The following is a 15,216-nucleotide window of genomic DNA, read 5'->3' on the forward strand; positions in this document are numbered from 1 at the left end:
GCGGTCCCCGCGCCGCCGCCGGCCATCGGCTCGCGGATCAGCACGCGGTCGATGCAGAAAACCCACAACGGTCAACTCGAACAGTCGTATGTCCGGGTCAAGGGCAACCATTCGACGATGAGCGGCAGCAGCGACGAACTCGCCAGCATGAAGCGCGAGACCCAGGGCGATGGCCTGTGGTTCCGCCGCGGCGGCAAGCGCTACGTGGTGCACGATCCTGCGCTGCTGGCCCGCTTCGACGCGCTGTTCGAGCCAATCGGCAAGCTGGGCGCGCAGCAGGGCGAGCTCGGCAAGCGCCAAGGAGCGCTGGGCCGCGAGCAGGGCGAGCTGGGCCGTGAACAGGGCAAGCTGGCGCAGGAGGCCGCAGCGCGGGCGCTGGCGCGCATCGACATGGACGCCGTCGCTGCCAAGGCGCAGGCGAATGCACAGGCAGCGCTTGCGCAGCGCCAGGACGCGCTGTCGGCGAAGATGCGCACGCTCGGCGAACAGCAGGCCGCGCTGGGCCGGCAGCAGGGCGAACTGGGCGCACGCCAGGGCGAACTGAGCGCGCAGCTCGATCGCGAGGTCGACCGCCTGTTCGATGCGGCCATCGCCGCCGGCAGTGCGCAGCGGCTGGAGTGATGTCGCCGGCGGCGTGCGCAGCGCCTACGCCGACGCCGCAGTCGCCAGCGCGCGTTCCTCGGCCTCGGCGGCGACCAGGCGCTGCAGCAGCAGCGCCAGCGTGACCACGTCCTGGTGGTTGTGCGCGGCGACGCGGCGCAGGTTGCGCGCGTTGCCGCCGCGCAGGTAGCCCAGCCACGCGGCCGGCGCTTCCGAGCCCGGCAGGTCGTCCTCGCGTACCACGCGCAGCAACTGCCGCTCGATGGTGGCGAGCTTGCAGTTCTCCCAGGTGCCGCGGTAGCGGCGGCGGGTGGGATGCAGCAGATCCACGTGGTCCAGCGCCGACAGCGGATCGGCGCAGCGCGCCAGCCGGTAGCGGGTCTTCAGCAGCGGCGCGTCGTAGCAGCGGCCGTTGTAGCTGGACAGCACCGTGCCCGGCCGCAGCCAGGCGCGGAAGGCCTCCAGCATCGCCTTCTCCGCGCCCATCGTGGCCATCAGCAACTGGCGGATGCGCAGGCCCGGGCCGTCGGCCGGATGCACGGTCCAGTCGGCCGCGCCGATCATGAAGGCGCGGGTGCCGGTGCCGCCGGCCAGGCCGGTGGTCTCGGTGTCGAAGAACAGCAGGTTGGTAGGTTCCACCGCATCCTCGCGGCGGGCGAAGGCCAGCGACAGCGCGCCGGCGGGGATCGGCTGCGGCAGGAACGCCTCGATCAGGTGCAGCCCGGGCGCGATCTCCACCCCGGGCAGGTGCCGGTCCGGTGCCGCGGCCGGTTTGCGTGCGGCCGCCGCCGCGGCGGGTGCGACCGCACGCTCGCGCAGGCCGAGCAGGCGCCGCAGGGCGGACATATCGGTGCCGCCGCGGTCGAACGGGGCGATGGCGATGGGCGGCGCCACCGCGGTATCGGCGCCGCCGCTGCGCGGGGGAGCGGGTGGCGTGCGTGGGGCCGGCGTTGCAGTTGCCTGCGATACGATCTCGCGCGGCTGCGGCGCTGCCTGCCGCGGCGCTTGCGTGGACGTCGCCGCGGCAGTGCCTGCGCGTGGCGCGGCAGACGCGTCGGCTGCGATGCGATGGCCGGAGGACGCCGGCGCGCGCTCGGCGCTGGCGTCGCCGGCCTGCCGGCGCAGCGCGCGCAGGCGTTCGAGGCTGATGCTCATGCGCTCCACTCCGGCAGCGCATCGGCATCGGCATCAATGGCGATCGTGGTTGCGCCGTGCGCGTCCAGCGCCGTGTCGTCCTCGCCGTCGAGCAACAAGCGCAGCACGCGCAACGCCAGCGCCCGCGGCGTGGTCGCGCTTTCCTCCTGCGCGGCCAGCACCGGGCCGACGCAGGCCGGGCAGCCGGCCACGCAGTCGCAGCCCTGCACCAGTTCGCGCGCGCGCTGCACCAGTTCGGCCTGGCGCCGCCACAACGGCTCGCTGAGGCCGACGCCGCCGGGGAAGTTGTCGTACAGGTACACGGTGGGCACGAACTGCTGCAGTTCGACGCTGGCCGGCTCGCCGCTGTCGCCACCGCGCAACTGGCCGCGGCCCTTGGCGTCGGCCACCGCGAACCAGGCGCCGTCGCCGTCGCCCACCGCCTGCTGCAGATCGCGTGCGTCGGCCATCACCGCCACCGTGGCCACCACGTGCAGCGCATAGGCCGCGCCCAGGAAACCATCCAGCGCGTCCTGCTTGCTGCCGAACGCCTTGAGCAGGGTCGCCTGCGGCAACTGCCACCACACCGCGGTGGTGTGCAGCTCCTGGTCGGGCAGGTTGACCGGGCCGTAGCCGATGTTCTCGTGGGTGTAGTAGCGGATCTTCTTGTAGCCGGCCACGCGCCGCACCACGTGCACCTCGCCGTGGTGCGCGTCGCCGCGCCCGGCCGCGCCGCCGTCGAAGCGGTCCAGCACCTTGAGCTTGGTGAAGTCGATGCTGTCGGTGTAGTAGTCCACGTGGGTGCGGGTGACGTAGGCCTTGCGGCCTTCCCAGTCCAGCTTCTCCACCTGGTAGGGCGTGCTCTGCACCATGTGGATGGCGCCTTCGTACAGGGTCAGCGCGGCGGCGGAATAGTCCACCTCGGCGATGATCTGCTGCTTGCCGTCGGTCTTGTCCACCACCACGAAGTTGCCGTCGGCCACCGAGCGAAGACTGACCGCGTTGGCCGGGTAGCTGTCGGCGATCCACTCCCAGCGGTCGCCTTCCTGGTGCACCACCTCGCTCTCGGCCAGCGCCTCCAGGAACACCGCCGGGTCCACCGGGCCGAACGCCTCGCCGGCGACGAAGGTCAGCTCGAACGCGGCGCAGCGGATGTGGTCGAACAGGATCAGCGGCTGGTCCGGGGCGATGCGCGCGTGCTCGGGCGAGGCGTCGGCGAAGAAATCCGGATGCCGCACCACGTACTGGTCCAGCGGCTGCGAGCTGGCCACCAGCACGCCCAGCGCCGGCTGCTGGCGACGTCCGGCGCGGCCGAAGCGCTGCCAGGTGGCGGCGACGCTGCCGGGGTAGCCGTTGAGCACCACCACGTCCAGCGCGCCGATGTCCACGCCCAGTTCCAGCGCCGAGGTGGAGACGATGCCGTCGATGCTGCCGGCGCGCATCGCCCGCTCGGCCTCGCGGCGCTCGCTGGGCAGGTAGCCGCCGCGGTAGGCGCGGATGCGCGGCGGCTTGCGCGGGTCGTGGTCGAAGATGTCCTTCAGGTACTTGGTCAGCACCTCCACCATCAGCCGGGTCTGCGCGAACACCAGGGTCTTGAGCCCGGACTTGATGGCGATGCGCGCGATGCGGTTGCTCTGCGAGCGCGCCGAGGCGCGCAGGCCCAGGTCGGCGTTGACCACCGGCGGGTTCCACAGCAGCACGTGCTTGTCGCCGCTGGGCGCGCCGGAGTCGGTGATCGCGTGCACGCGCTGCTCGATCAGCGCCTCGGCGTGCGCGCGCGGGTTGCCGATGGTGGCCGAGCACAGGATGAACTGCGGCGTGACGCCATAGAACGCGCAGATGCGTTTGAGCCGGCGCAGCACGTTGGCGACGTGGCTGCCGAACACGCCGCGGTAGGTGTGGATCTCGTCGATCACCACGTAGCGCAGGTTCTCGAAGAACTGCGCCCACTTGGTGTGATGCGGCAGGATCGCCTGGTGCAGCATGTCCGGGTTGCTGACCACGATGTCGCCGTGCAGGCGGATCGCCTGGCGCGCATCGCCGGGGGTGTCGCCGTCGAAGGTGAAGGCCTTCACCCCGAGGTCGCCGGCACGGTTGAGGTCCAGCAGCTCGGCCACCTGGTCCTGCGCCAGCGCCTTGGTCGGGAACAGGTACAGCGCCTTGGCCTGCGCGGTCATCGCCGCGGCCACCACCGGCAGCGTGTAGCACAGCGACTTGCCCGAGGCGGTGGGGGTGACGATGGCCACGTGCTCGCCGCGCTGCGCCGCGTCCCAGGCCTCGGCCTGGTGGCTGTACAGCTGCGCGATGCCGCGTTCGCGCAATGCGGCGGCCAGCGCCGGCGGCACGTCGTCCGGGATCGGCGCGTAGCGGCCGGCCTGGCCGGGGATGGTGAAGCTGCCGGTGATGCGGTCGTGGTAGCGGCGCTCCAGCCGCGCGCTGAGCAGGGCGCCATCGCGCGAGGGCATCCCGTCGGTGGTGGACAGGGCGCGCTCGGCGTCCTCGGTGCGCGGGGCTAGGGCGTGGGCGGGCATCGGCACGGCTCTCAAAGCGGAACAGGGAAGCGAAATCGCGTCTCAGGGTATGAGACCGGGCGCGCCGAGGCGAGACGGGCAGGCTGAGCGGATTCAGGCTGGGCGATTGCATGCGGCACGCATCGCTGTTCGCACTGCATGCGGCAGCCTATTGGCGATGCGTGCCGGCCCTGCGCGTCTGTACCGACACAGCGGCCGTCTGCGCCGATGACACGCCCTCGGCAGCGCGTACTACGCAGATCAGGCTTGTGCCGATGGCCGTGTTCCGCGCGAGGCGCGAGGCTTTCGCTACCCGTCGTGCAATGACGGACCCCGTTCACACACTCAGGAGCGAATGCCATGGTCACCGCCGAATTTCTGCAGGATAACGGCTTCAGCAACAAGGCGTCGGTCGACGCCAACATCTACATCAAGGATGTCACCAAGGCGCTGCCGTCTTCCGGCAACCTGCATGCGCATCTGAAGGTGACATTTGCCGATGCGCATCGGCTGGCGTTCGAAATCCACGGCACTATCCGCGTCGACGCAGACGCGCAGGCGTTGGGCAAACGTAGTGGCGACGACAGCACCATCGGTCGCGCTCTGTGGGTGTACGCGGATGGCACGTTCCGCACGTCGGTCGAAGCCGCCTTTTGGCAGGAGCAGGGCGGCGTCACCCCGTCCCAGCTCAAGACCTATGCGCGTAAGCTGAAGGAACAAGTGCGGCAATGGGAGCAGGCACTGGAGCGCGAAGGTGCCGATAGCCATCCTTCGCCGGCAGGAAACAAGCGCGCACTCGACGATCTGGACACGCGCTATCCGCTCGGTAAGTAATCGCCAGCGCGGTCTTGGCAGGATGCTGCGCGTGGCGAAGCAGGGATCAGCCGCTACGCGCGTATCCTGTGCGTCCCCCAGCACCAAGGCACCGCTTCCCGGAGTGCCGAAGATCGCCTTGTCCGCATCGACTTCCTCGCCAGCCCCGCACTACCGCACCGCCGCCGCGCGCCGCGCCGATCTGCTCGTGCATGCCGCCGGCCTGCTGCTGGCCGTGGTCGGCGGCGCGCTGCTGGTCTGGCGCGCCCATGCCAACGACGCGCTGATCGTCGCCACCTGCGTCTACGCGCTGGGCTTGCTGACCATGTTCGCCTGCTCGGCGGCCTACAACTTCGCCCCGCCGCAGCGCCAGCCGGTGCTGCGCAAGCTCGACCACGCCGGCATCTTCGTGATGATCGCCGGCTCCTACACGCCGTTCTTCGTGCTGGCGCTGTCCGGCGCCTGGGTCTGGTCGATGACCCTGGCGGTATGGGGCGTGGCGCTGTTCGGGGTGTTCGCCAAGCTGTTCCTGCCCGGCATCGCCAAGGGCTTCTGGGTGGCGATCTACCTGCTGCTGGGCTGGGCGGGCATGGCGGCGGTCAAGCCGATCGTGGCCGGGCTGGACACGCCGGTGCTGTGGCTGATCGCTGCCGGCGGGGCGATCTACACGGTGGGCGTGGCGTTCTACGTGCGCAAGTCGATGCTCTACAACCGCGCGATCTGGCATGCGCACGTGCTGGGCGGCGCACTGGCGCACTGGTGCGCGATCTGGCTGTGCCTGCGCCCGCTGTCGGCGACGTGAACGGTGGCGCCGATGCGCTAGAGATGGCCGTGCCGCGTCCGTAAGCTCGGGCGTCATGGACAGCATGCACACAGCGGATCCGAACGGCCGGCGCCTGCGCACGATGCTGGCAATCGCCTTGCTGGCGACGTGCGCGAATGTGCAGGCACAACAGGCCGCGCCCGCCGCACCGGCCGCTGCGCCGCCGCCGCCCTCGGTCGCACCGCCGTCCACATCCGATGCCGCCGCGCAGCCCGACATCCAGACCCTGGGCGAAGTGCGCGCGCTGCCGCCGGACGAGGGCGAGCCGCTGGACCTGTACCGCTTCAAGAATCCGGTGTCGCCGCCACCCAACCGCTTCGACAAGGACTGGCGTCCGCCGCCCTCGGTGGAGCAGGTCAGCCAGAGCGGCGGCTACATCGCGCTCGGTGTCTACTACCTGGCCGGCAAGGCGGCCAAGGGCCTGCACGCGCTGACCGGCGGCCCCGACCAGGTCCAGGCTGCCGTCGCGCGGCCACCTCCACAGCTGAGCGAGGCCGAACTGCAGCGCGCCATGAAGGTGTGCGCGGAACAGGGCGGGGGCTGCGCAGCGGGGCCGTGAGCGCGCCCCCGCGCAAGCGTCGCCCACCTCGGCGACCTCAGCCGCAGGCCCAGTCCAATCGCAGGTCCTGGATGTCCAGTTGCGCGATGCCGCCGCCGAAGTTGTAGCCGCCGAAGGCCTCGTCGAACTCGATGTAGTACGGGCTGAAGTCCGGGATGCCCTGTATCGGGCGCATGGTGCCGCCGAGGTGGTTGATGGCGTGGCCGGCGGCCCAGTCGTGCTCGCGGTAGTGCTCGCGGCTGACCACGCCGTCCTGCCAGTAGTAGAACGGCTGATAGCCGCCGGGATCGGGCGCGTCGCCGAACGTCTCGCGCGGCGGTACGCCGGCATTGGGATCGTGCTCGCGCCGGCGCAGCCGCAGCGGACGATGCAGGGCGAAACGGTCCGGCGCCTGCGGCAGCGGCACGCTGCGCGCGTCCCACGCCTCGCATACTGTCGCGCTTCCGACCTGCAGCCATTCCGGCGGCGGCGTCTGCTGCAGCAACGGGCTGTCCACCAGCGGTGGCGGTCGGCATGGCGCGCCATCCACCTCTTCCTGCCGCAGCAGGATCAGCGCATAGGCGCAGTCCAGCACGTCCTGCATGCGCCGCAGCCGCGGGTGGGCCTGCAGCGCGCGTTCGCGGAACGGTTGCAGCGCCGGGTCGGCCAGCGCCTGCGCGGGCGTGGCGATCGCGGCGTGCATCCCGCCCACTGTTCCGGCCGGGCCGCCGTCGTTATGGTCCGGCGCGGTGGCGAAGAACGACACCGCGACGATGTCCGGGCCGTGCACGCGGTAGTCCGGTGGCAGCCGCAGGGTGAAGCCGTGCTGCATCGGATAGCCGCTCCACGGATCCAGCGGCCATTGCGCCGCGGCGATGCCCGGCGGCAGGCCGAAGCACCAGCCGTCGCTGTCGCGAACCGGCGCGCCGTCGTGCCAGTCGCCGGGTTCGATGTCGTAGGCGTACACGGGCGTCTTCGACGGATCGCAGGGTGTGGTGGAGGGTTGACGCGACCGCAGCCCTCAACGCCCGCCGCGCGTATAGCCTTCCAGTTCGTCGGCGCGGGAGCTGATCCGGCGCAGGGTGGCTTCGGCGCTTTGCAGGCCCGCCTCCTGGCCGCGTGCGCCGAACGCACGGTCGAGCTGTGCGGCCTGGTCGTTGGACTGCTGCCAGGTGTACTGCGCGTCCATCAGGCGGGACCGGTCGGTACCGCTGATGCGGTAGCGCAGCTTGTCGTAGGCGCGGTCCAGGCGCTCCTGCTGCACGCGCTGTTCGCGCTGGATGCAGCGGCGGCTCTCGTCCAGGCCCTGGGCCTGCTTGCGGCAGTCGTGGTAGGCGGCGGACAGACCATCGCTCGGTGCAGCGGCGTCGGCGCCGGCCGGCGGCATCTGCTGCAGTTGCTGCTGCATCTGCTGGATCTGTTGGGCCTGCTGCTGCAGCAGGCGCTGCTGTTGCTGCAGTTGCGCATCGCGCGGGTCGGTCTGCTGCGCGGCGGCACTGCCGCACACGCCGGCGACCATCGCGGCGATCAGCCAGGCGCGCAGCCGGCGCTGGTGCTGGGTTCCCTGGTGCTGGTGCATCGTCCTTCTCCTTCGATCGGCAACCGATCCTGCCGCGCGCCGCATCGCCGGTGCGCGGTCGAGGTGGGGCCAAGCATACGGGAAGGCGGTGATGGCTTCATGGCACGGCGATGCGGGCGCTCAGCGGGGAGACACCGCGCTCGTCGAAGGCTTCGACGGCGAACACGTAGTCCTGGTCGCGGTTCAGCGCCCGGATCTCCAGGTCGGTGCCGCGGTCGGCGAACACCTGGTAGGTGAGGTTGAGGCGGTCGGCGCGCAGGCCCCAGCGCACGTTGTAGCCGACGGCGCCGGGCACCGCCTGCCAGTGCACGCGGGCATTGCGGCGGTCGGCCTCGCGCTGCGCGACAACGCCGGTCGGCGCCGTCGGCGGGGCGCCGTCGACGTTGCCGAACACGCGCAGGTCGCTGATCGCCAGGTGGGCGGCGCCGACGTGGCCGTGCACGTAGCGGATGTAGCGGGTGCGCACCGGCGCGGGCAATTGCAGGTAGGCGTTGGGCCGGTCGCGGCGGTCGGTGCCGTCGCCGACCTCGGCCAGCGGCAGCCAGTGGCGGCCGTCGCGCGAGTGCTGCAGCCGGAACGCGGTGTAGATGCCCGGCGCATCGCCGTAGCGGCCGGCACGGTAGTCGGCGAAGTTGACCTGCACCGCGCGCACGCTGCGTTCCCCGCCCAGGTCCACGGTGAGGGTCTCGCCGGGCGTGTTGCGTGCGGCCACCCAGTAGCTGCGCGGGTCCTCGTCGGTGGCGCGGTCGGCGGCGAAGCCATCCAGGGTGGACGAGGCGGTGGCCGGCTTGCGGTAGGACAACAGCATCCAGCCGGTGAACAGCGCCTCCGGGTCGGCCACCGGGCCGTCCGGCATCCAGTGCGGGAAATCGCCGAAGCGGGTGGACACGCGCATCTGTCCGTCGGCGGCGAACGCGGCGGGGAACAGCACGATGCGCCGTTCGAAGGTCCAGTTGGCGCCAATCCAGGCGGTGCCGCTGTTCCACCAGTTACCGTGCGCGTCCTGGAAGGTGGAACCGTGGCCGGCGCCCTGCATGAAGCCGCCGGGCTTGTACGCCACCGGGTTGTAGGGTGCGTAGACGAATGGGCCGAGCGGGTGCTCGCCGACGTACACGCCGTTGGCGTAGGCGTTGTACTCGCTGCCGGGCGCGCCGTACTGCAGGTAGTAGCGACCGCCGGTCTTGGTCATCCACGCGCCTTCCAGGTAGCTGCCGATCGGGCTGCCGTCGGGGAAGCGGGCACCGCGGTGGTCGGGGCCGAAGCGCTCCCAGCCGTGCTGCGCCGGGTCCAGCGCGAGCAAGGGCGTCGGCACGCCGCGGAAGGCGAATCCCTGCGCGTTGCGATCCATGGCGATGCCATACAGCGGATAGCGGTCCGACGAGCCCCAGTACAGGTACCACTGGCCGTCGTCGTCGATGAACAGGTCCGGGTCCCAGGGGCCGGGCGGCACGTCGCTGAGCGGGCGGCCCTTCATCTCGGTGCCGATCGGCTGGGCGCGCGGCAGCTTGGGCAGCAGCCGGGTCAGGAAGTCGAGCTTGCCGCTGGCCGGGTCGCGGGTCTGCAGCAGCGGGCGCGGTTCGAAGGCCGACTGCATGATCACCAGGCGGTCGCCGTCGGCCACCACCGCCGGCGCGACGATGCTCTCGAACGGCCAGCGGCTGGGCGTCACGAACTGCCAGTCGAGCAGGTTGGGGGAGCGCCAGTAGCCGTCGGCCAGGGTCTGGAACAGATAGTAGGCGTCGCCGAAGCGCACGAACACCGGGTCGGCGCCGGTGCGGTAGGAAATGCCTTCGTTGAGTTGCTCGAAGTTGTAGCGGTAATCCAGGTCGATCGGATTGGCGTAGCTGCGCTGGCCTGGCGCCTGCGCCGCGGCCAGCCCGGCGGACGCCAGCAGCGCCAGCGTTGCGAATGCTCTGAACATGGCGATGGCCTTCCCCCCGTGGCGGCGCCGGCTACCGTAGCAAACGCAGCGGCAGGGCGCGATGCGGCAGGCCATGCCGCCGCGGTTACCATGGCGCCCGCCCGTTCGCCGCTGCCGTGCTGCGGCCGCGGTGCCTTCCCTCGCCGACCTCCGACTCCATGACCGCCAACGTTTCGCCGCGCCGCCTGCTGCCCGTGTTGTTGTCGTCCTTGCTGTTCGCGGCCGCTGCCGCCTTCGCCAACGACAGCAGCATCGGCGACGCCAATGGCTCCATCGAACTGATCCGCCAGCCGGACATCCGCATGAGCAAGGAAGACCTGTTCATCAGCGAGGAGCGGGTGCAGGTGGACTACGTGTTCACCAACACCAGCACGCGCGAGCTGCTGGTGCCGATCGCCTTCCCGATGCCGCCGATGTACTTCGGCATGGCCGACCACAGCGCGCTCACCGACTTCAGGCTGTGGGTGGACGGCAAGCCGGTGCGCACCGAGCGCCGGCTGGTGGCGAAGCTGGACGGCAGCGACATCTCGCGCGCCTGGGCGGCCAGCGGCTGGACGCCGGACGACCTGGCCGAGTATGTCGAGGGCGGCACCGTCCCGGCCGGCCGCAAGCCGCTGCCCGCGCGCTGGTTCGATACGGATGGGCAGCCGCGCTTCACCCTCAGCGAGTACTTCGTCTGGCAGCAGCGCTTTCCCGCCGGCGGCACGGTGGCGATCCGCCACAGCTACGTGCCCAGCGTCGCCACCGGCGTGCCGATGCCGGCTAGCGACCTGATCGGCGAGTACGCCAAATCCACCTGCCTGGACGCCGCCACCCAGCAGCGCCTGCGTCGCCGCGCCGGCGCCAACGGCCTGCAGTGGAGCAACCTGCGCTACGTGCTGCGCACCGGCGCCAACTGGAAGGGGCCGATCCAGGACTTCCACCTGACCCTGAAGAAGCGCGCCCCCGGCGACCTGCTTAGCCTGTGCTTCGACGGCGACCTGCAGCGCACCGATGCGCTCACTTTCGAATTTCGCCAGCGCGACTTCGTGCCCGACCGCGACCTGGACATCCTGTTCCTGCGCTGACGCGTAATCGGCGCCCGCAGCGGCCGGTCGCGTCGAAGCCGACATCCGGCTGAACGCCGATCCGGCGCGGTCGGCAGTTTCGACCCGACGCGGTGGCGCGCGCGGCGGCGGATCGGGCAGCATGCGGCGGCGCGATCCCTCCCCCAGGACCCACCCGCATGCGCGATGCCGCCGTTGCCGCTTCCGATCCCGTCGCCCTGGTGGCGGCGCGCCTGGAACGCCTGCCGCCCACCCGCAGCCTGTGGCGCCTGGTCGCGCTGCTGGCGCTGGGCGGCTTCTTCGAACTGTACGACCTGTTCCAGACCGCGTACCTCAGCCCCGGCCTGCTGCGCGACGGCATCTTCGCCGAGGGCGCGGCCGGCGTGTTCGGCATCGCCGACCAGGCCGCGTTCGCCTCGGCGACGTTCCTGGGCCTGTTCCTCGGCGCGAGCCTGCTCAGCCCGCTGGTCGATCGTTTCGGGCGCCGCGCGGTGTTCTCCTTCGCGCTGCTCTGGTACTGCGTGGCCACGGTGGCGATGGGCCTGCAGCACAGCGCGCTGGGGGTGATCCTGTGGCGCGGCGTGGTCGGCATCGGCCTGGGTGTGGAACTGGTCACCATCGATACCTATCTGTCGGAAATGGTGCCGCGGCAGATGCGCGGCGCTGCGTTCGCGCTGGCGTTCTGCCTGCAGTTCCTGGCGGTGCCGGCGGTGGCGTTGAGCGCCTGGGCGCTGGTGCCGCACGCGCCGCTGGGCTTGAGCGGCTGGCGCTGGGTGGCGCTGCTCAGCGGTGGCTTCGCGCTGTCGGTGTGGTGGCTGCGCAGCCGTTTGCCGGAGTCGCCACGCTGGCTGGCCACCCAGGGCCGCCACGCCGAGGCCGACGCGGTGCTGCAGCGGCTGGAAGCGCGCTGTACCGCCGACCTGGGGCGGCCTTTGCCCGCGCCCGAGCCGGCCTCGGCGCCGGCCGCGCCGACGCCGCAACTGTCCGCGCTGTGGCAGCCCCCGTACCGGCGCCGCATGGCGATGCTGGTGAGCTTCCACATCTTCCAGGCGATCGGCTTCTTCGGTTTCGGCAACTGGTTGCCGGCGCTGCTGGCGCGGCAGGGCGCCGACAGCGTGCACGGCCTGGGCTACGCCTTCGCCATCTCGTTGGCGTATCCACTGGCGCCGCTGCTGCTGATCGGCGTTGCGCAGCGCTGGGAGAACAAGTGGCAGGTGGTGGTGTCGGCGCTGGGCGCGATGCTGTTCGGCCTGCTGTTCGCCTGGCAGAGCCAGCCGCTGCTGCTGATCGCCTGCGGCGCGGCGGTCACCTTCTGCAATGCCTGGATGAGCTTCGCCTATCACGGCTACCAGGCCGAACTGTTTCCCACCGCGCTGCGCGCCCGCGCGGTCGGCTTCTGCTACTCCTTCAGCCGCCTGTCCACGGCCGCCAGCAGCCTGCTGATCGGCATGCTGCTGGACCGCACCGGCCACCGCGGCGTGCTCGCCTGCATCGCCGCCAGCCTGCTGATCGCCGCCGCGGTGGTGGGCCGGTTCGGGCCGCGCACCCGCCAGCGCGCGCTGGAGCGGATCTAGGCGTGTGGGATATGTTGAGACGCGCGCGAAGTGGCCTGGCGCACATCGAGGCGTGCATCGCGTCCAGACTGGCCCTTTACCTACCGCGGAGGACGCCATGCAACCGTTCAACGGCGCCAAGCTGGCGCTGCTGTGCGACGACGCGCTGCTGGTGTACCAGCGCGATGTGAAGCCGGAGATTCCCTGGCCGGGACTCTGGGACCTGCCTGGCGGCGGCCGCGAGGACGACGAGAGCCCTGAGCGCTGCGCTCTGCGCGAACTGCAGGAGGAGTTCGGCCTAGTGCTGGAGGAAGACAGGCTGACCTGGGGCCGCTGCTATCCGTCCCTGCAGCCCGGGTCCCTGCCGAGCTGGTTGTTCGTTGGCCGCCTGAGTTGTGTCGAGATCGCCAGCATCCGCTTCGGCGATGAAGGCCGGGGGTGGCTGCTGATGCCCGTGGCCGAATTTCTCGCCCATCCCCAGGCCGTGCCCCATCTGCAGGAGCGCCTGCGCGACTACCTGGCTCAGTGCGTGCAGGGGTAGCTGGTCTGGCCGGCCAGTCGTTGCCTGCGATACGAGAAGCGGGTTTACAGCGTGCGTCGCGGGGCATGCAACCGCCGCTATGACGGCTGCCTCTGCAGCGCCGATCCTGCCACCTTGGGCCATGGCCAGTTCGGTGGACCGGCGCGATGTCGCCGGGGCCAGGGCGCCACGCTTGGCCTGGCGGTGGACCGGCCGTCCTGTCTGGACCGCGCCCGGCGCCGCGTGGGCCAGACGCAGGCGCGGTGTGCGGCAGGGGCCTGCCTCAATCCCGATCACGCGTTCCGGCCGCGCGATTCCTTAACGTCCCGCACCGGTCATCGTCCCTCGACACCATGCCGGGGCGGCCCGGTGCATGCTGTGGCCTCCCTCGCCACGAGCTTCAGCCATGACCTCGCTATTGCCCGTCCCCGTGATGGATGCCGCCGATCACCGCGACCTGGCCCAGGCGCGCGCCCTGCTGGAACACCCGGGCCTGGCGGCGAAGATCGCCAATGCGGTGGGCGCGCCGATCGAGGCGCTGATCAACAAGCGCCTGCCGAAACTGCTGTCCTCGCGCATCGATGCGGTCAGCCAGCGTGCGCTGCGGGTGGCGTTGCGCTCGGCACTGCTGACCCTGCGTGGGCAGGCGCCGGAACGCGCACGGCCGCGCCTGCATGGCGCCGCGGTGGCGGCGACCGGTGCGGCCGGCGGCTTCTTCGGCCTGCCCGGGCTGGTGGTGGAACTGCCGCTGACCACGACCCTGATGCTGCGTTCGATCGCCGACATCGCCCGCGCCGAGGGCGAGCGCCTGGACGACCCGGCGACCGCCCTCGCGTGTCTGGAGGTGCTGGCGCATGGCGGCCGCAGCCACCGCGACGACGGCAGCGAATCGGGCTACTTCGCGGTGCGCGCGGCGATGGCGCAGCAGCTCAGCGCCGCGGCGCAGTACATCGCCGCGCACGGCCTGGGCAGCAAGGGCGCGCCGGTGCTGGTGTCTCTGCTGTCGCGCATCGCCGCCAAGTTCTCGGTCACGGTCAGCGAGAAGCTGGCGGCGCAGGCGGTGCCGCTGGTCGGCGCGGCCAGCGGCGCGCTGCTCAACACGGTGTTCATCTCGCACTTCCAGGCGATGGCGCGCGGCCACTTCATCGTGCGCCGGCTGGAGCGCCGCTACGGCGAGGCGGCGGTACGCCAGGCCTACGAGGCGTTGCCGGCCGGGCGATGAGCCATGGCGGTCGCCGCGTTGCGCTGGCTGTGGGCAGCGCGCGCTGGCACAGTGGTGGCCGCTGCCACGCTTCTCCCGATCTTTCCTTGCCGCAGGTGCACGCCATGAAAACCCGCCACCGTTCCGACAGCGACGACGACCAGCCACGGCTGGCGGTGCTGATCGACGCCGACAACGCGCAGCCCTCGGTGATCGAAGGCCTGCTCGCCGAGGTCGCCAAGTACGGCCTGGCCAGCGTCAAGCGCATCTATGGCGATTTCACCAGCACGCGCATGACCCAGTGGAAGCAGGCGCTGCTGAAGCATTCGATCAGCCCGGTGCAGCAGTTCGCCTACACCAGCGGCAAGAACGCCACCGACAGCTCGCTGATCATCGATGCGATGGACCTGCTCTACACCGGCCGCTTCGACGGCTTCTGCCTGGTCTCCAGCGACAGCGACTTCACCCGCCTGGCGCAACGCCTGCGCGAGGAAGGACCGACCGTGTACGGCTTCGGCGAGCGCAAGACCCCGGATGCGTTCGTGCAGGCCTGCGACAAGTTCATCTACACCGAAGTGCTGCGCAGCGAGGCCAGCTCGGCGGAGCCGGCCAAGCCCGCCGCTGCGGCCGCCAAGCCGGCGGCCAAGGGCCGCAAGAAGCCGGCCGCGACGCCGGCCAAGCCCGAGCCGACGCCCGCCGCGACCGAGACCAAGCAGGCGCCGCTGACCCTGCTGCGCCAGGCCATCGAGGAAGCCTCCGACGACCAGGGCTGGGCCGGGCTGGGCAGCGTCGGCAGCTATCTGAACAAGGTGCGGCCGGATTTCGACCCGCGCCTGTACGGGCACAAGAAGCTCAGCGACCTGCTGCGCCGGCTGTCGTCGCACTTCGAACTGGAGGAGCGCGGCAACGAGGGCGGCGGCAAGCGCATCTTCGTGCGCTCGCGCGGATGAGCTGTCAGCCGCTGCCATTCGCACTGGT

The 15,216-nt window shown here is 71.1% G+C and carries 12 protein-coding genes and 2 pseudogenes; 9 read left to right on the top strand and 5 right to left on the bottom strand.

Annotated features, from left to right (window positions below; genetic code table 11):
* A pseudogene (locus CEK66_RS14080) lies at positions 1 to 621 on the top strand (peptidase M56); the annotation flags it as partial.
* Between the two features lie 24 nt (positions 622 to 645).
* Here the strand turns inward: CEK66_RS14080 and CEK66_RS20655 are convergent.
* Both CEK66_RS20655 and CEK66_RS14090 read right to left on the bottom strand, forming a co-directional pair.
* A pseudogene (locus CEK66_RS20655) lies at positions 646 to 1,452 on the bottom strand (ribonuclease H-like domain-containing protein); the annotation flags it as partial.
* 299 nt (positions 1,453 to 1,751) lie between these two features.
* Entirely contained in the window at positions 1,752 to 4,265 is a 2,514-nt protein-coding gene (locus tag CEK66_RS14090) for a DEAD/DEAH box helicase (protein WP_150410059.1), read from the bottom strand.
* Positions 4,266 to 4,604: 339 nt separating this feature from the next.
* Between CEK66_RS14090 and CEK66_RS14095 the strand changes: the two genes are divergently transcribed.
* From CEK66_RS14095 to CEK66_RS14105, 3 genes are all read left to right on the top strand, one after another.
* Complete coding sequence (locus tag CEK66_RS14095) at positions 4,605 to 5,078, top strand: hypothetical protein (RefSeq protein ID WP_152237332.1); 474 nt, start codon at positions 4,605 to 4,607, stop codon at positions 5,076 to 5,078.
* A gap of 118 nt (positions 5,079 to 5,196) precedes the next feature.
* Positions 5,197 to 5,859 (top strand): hemolysin III family protein, encoded by a 663-nt coding sequence (locus tag CEK66_RS14100; protein ID WP_193312659.1) that lies wholly within the window; start codon positions 5,197 to 5,199, stop codon positions 5,857 to 5,859.
* A gap of 64 nt (positions 5,860 to 5,923) precedes the next feature.
* A complete protein-coding gene (locus CEK66_RS14105; protein ID WP_152237348.1) occupies positions 5,924 to 6,439 on the top strand; it encodes a hypothetical protein in 516 nt (171 codons plus the stop codon).
* A 37-nt stretch (positions 6,440 to 6,476) separates the two neighbouring features.
* Here CEK66_RS14105 and CEK66_RS14110 read toward each other — a convergent pair whose 3' ends face one another.
* The 3 genes from CEK66_RS14110 to CEK66_RS14120 form a co-directional block, all read right to left on the bottom strand.
* On the bottom strand, positions 6,477 to 7,385 hold the full coding sequence (locus CEK66_RS14110) for a hypothetical protein (protein WP_152237334.1): 909 nt from the start codon (positions 7,383 to 7,385) through the stop codon (positions 6,477 to 6,479).
* A 54-nt stretch (positions 7,386 to 7,439) separates the two neighbouring features.
* On the bottom strand, positions 7,440 to 7,997 hold the full coding sequence (locus tag CEK66_RS14115; protein ID WP_152237335.1) for a lysozyme inhibitor LprI family protein: 558 nt from the start codon (positions 7,995 to 7,997) through the stop codon (positions 7,440 to 7,442).
* Between the two features lie 97 nt (positions 7,998 to 8,094).
* Positions 8,095 to 9,918 (bottom strand): family 43 glycosylhydrolase, encoded by a 1,824-nt coding sequence (locus CEK66_RS14120; RefSeq protein WP_193312660.1) that lies wholly within the window; start codon positions 9,916 to 9,918, stop codon positions 8,095 to 8,097.
* Between the two features lie 158 nt (positions 9,919 to 10,076).
* On the opposite strand from CEK66_RS14120, the gene CEK66_RS14125 reads away from it, so the two are divergent.
* The 5 genes from CEK66_RS14125 to CEK66_RS14145 all read left to right on the top strand — a co-directional run bounded on the left by CEK66_RS14125 (position 10,077) and on the right by CEK66_RS14145 (position 15,188).
* Positions 10,077 to 10,985, top strand: a complete 909-nt coding sequence (locus CEK66_RS14125; RefSeq protein WP_152237336.1) for a DUF4424 family protein — start codon at positions 10,077 to 10,079, stop codon at positions 10,983 to 10,985.
* 158 nt (positions 10,986 to 11,143) lie between these two features.
* Positions 11,144 to 12,538 (top strand): MFS transporter, encoded by a 1,395-nt coding sequence (locus CEK66_RS14130; RefSeq protein ID WP_152237337.1) that lies wholly within the window; start codon positions 11,144 to 11,146, stop codon positions 12,536 to 12,538.
* Positions 12,539 to 12,635: 97 nt separating this feature from the next.
* A complete protein-coding gene (locus tag CEK66_RS14135; protein WP_043094046.1) occupies positions 12,636 to 13,058 on the top strand; it encodes an NUDIX hydrolase in 423 nt (140 codons plus the stop codon).
* Between the two features lie 385 nt (positions 13,059 to 13,443).
* Positions 13,444 to 14,259 (top strand): EcsC family protein, encoded by an 816-nt coding sequence (locus tag CEK66_RS14140; RefSeq protein ID WP_173003393.1) that lies wholly within the window; start codon positions 13,444 to 13,446, stop codon positions 14,257 to 14,259.
* Positions 14,260 to 14,363: 104 nt separating this feature from the next.
* Positions 14,364 to 15,188: an NYN domain-containing protein gene (locus CEK66_RS14145; RefSeq protein WP_152237338.1), complete on the top strand. Its 825-nt coding sequence runs from the start codon at positions 14,364 to 14,366 to the stop codon at positions 15,186 to 15,188.
* Positions 15,189 to 15,216: the final 28 nt, after the last annotated feature.

This window comes from Xanthomonas sp. LMG 12460 (assembly GCF_009192895.1).
GTDB lineage: Bacteria > Pseudomonadota > Gammaproteobacteria > Xanthomonadales > Xanthomonadaceae > Xanthomonas_A > Xanthomonas_A sontii.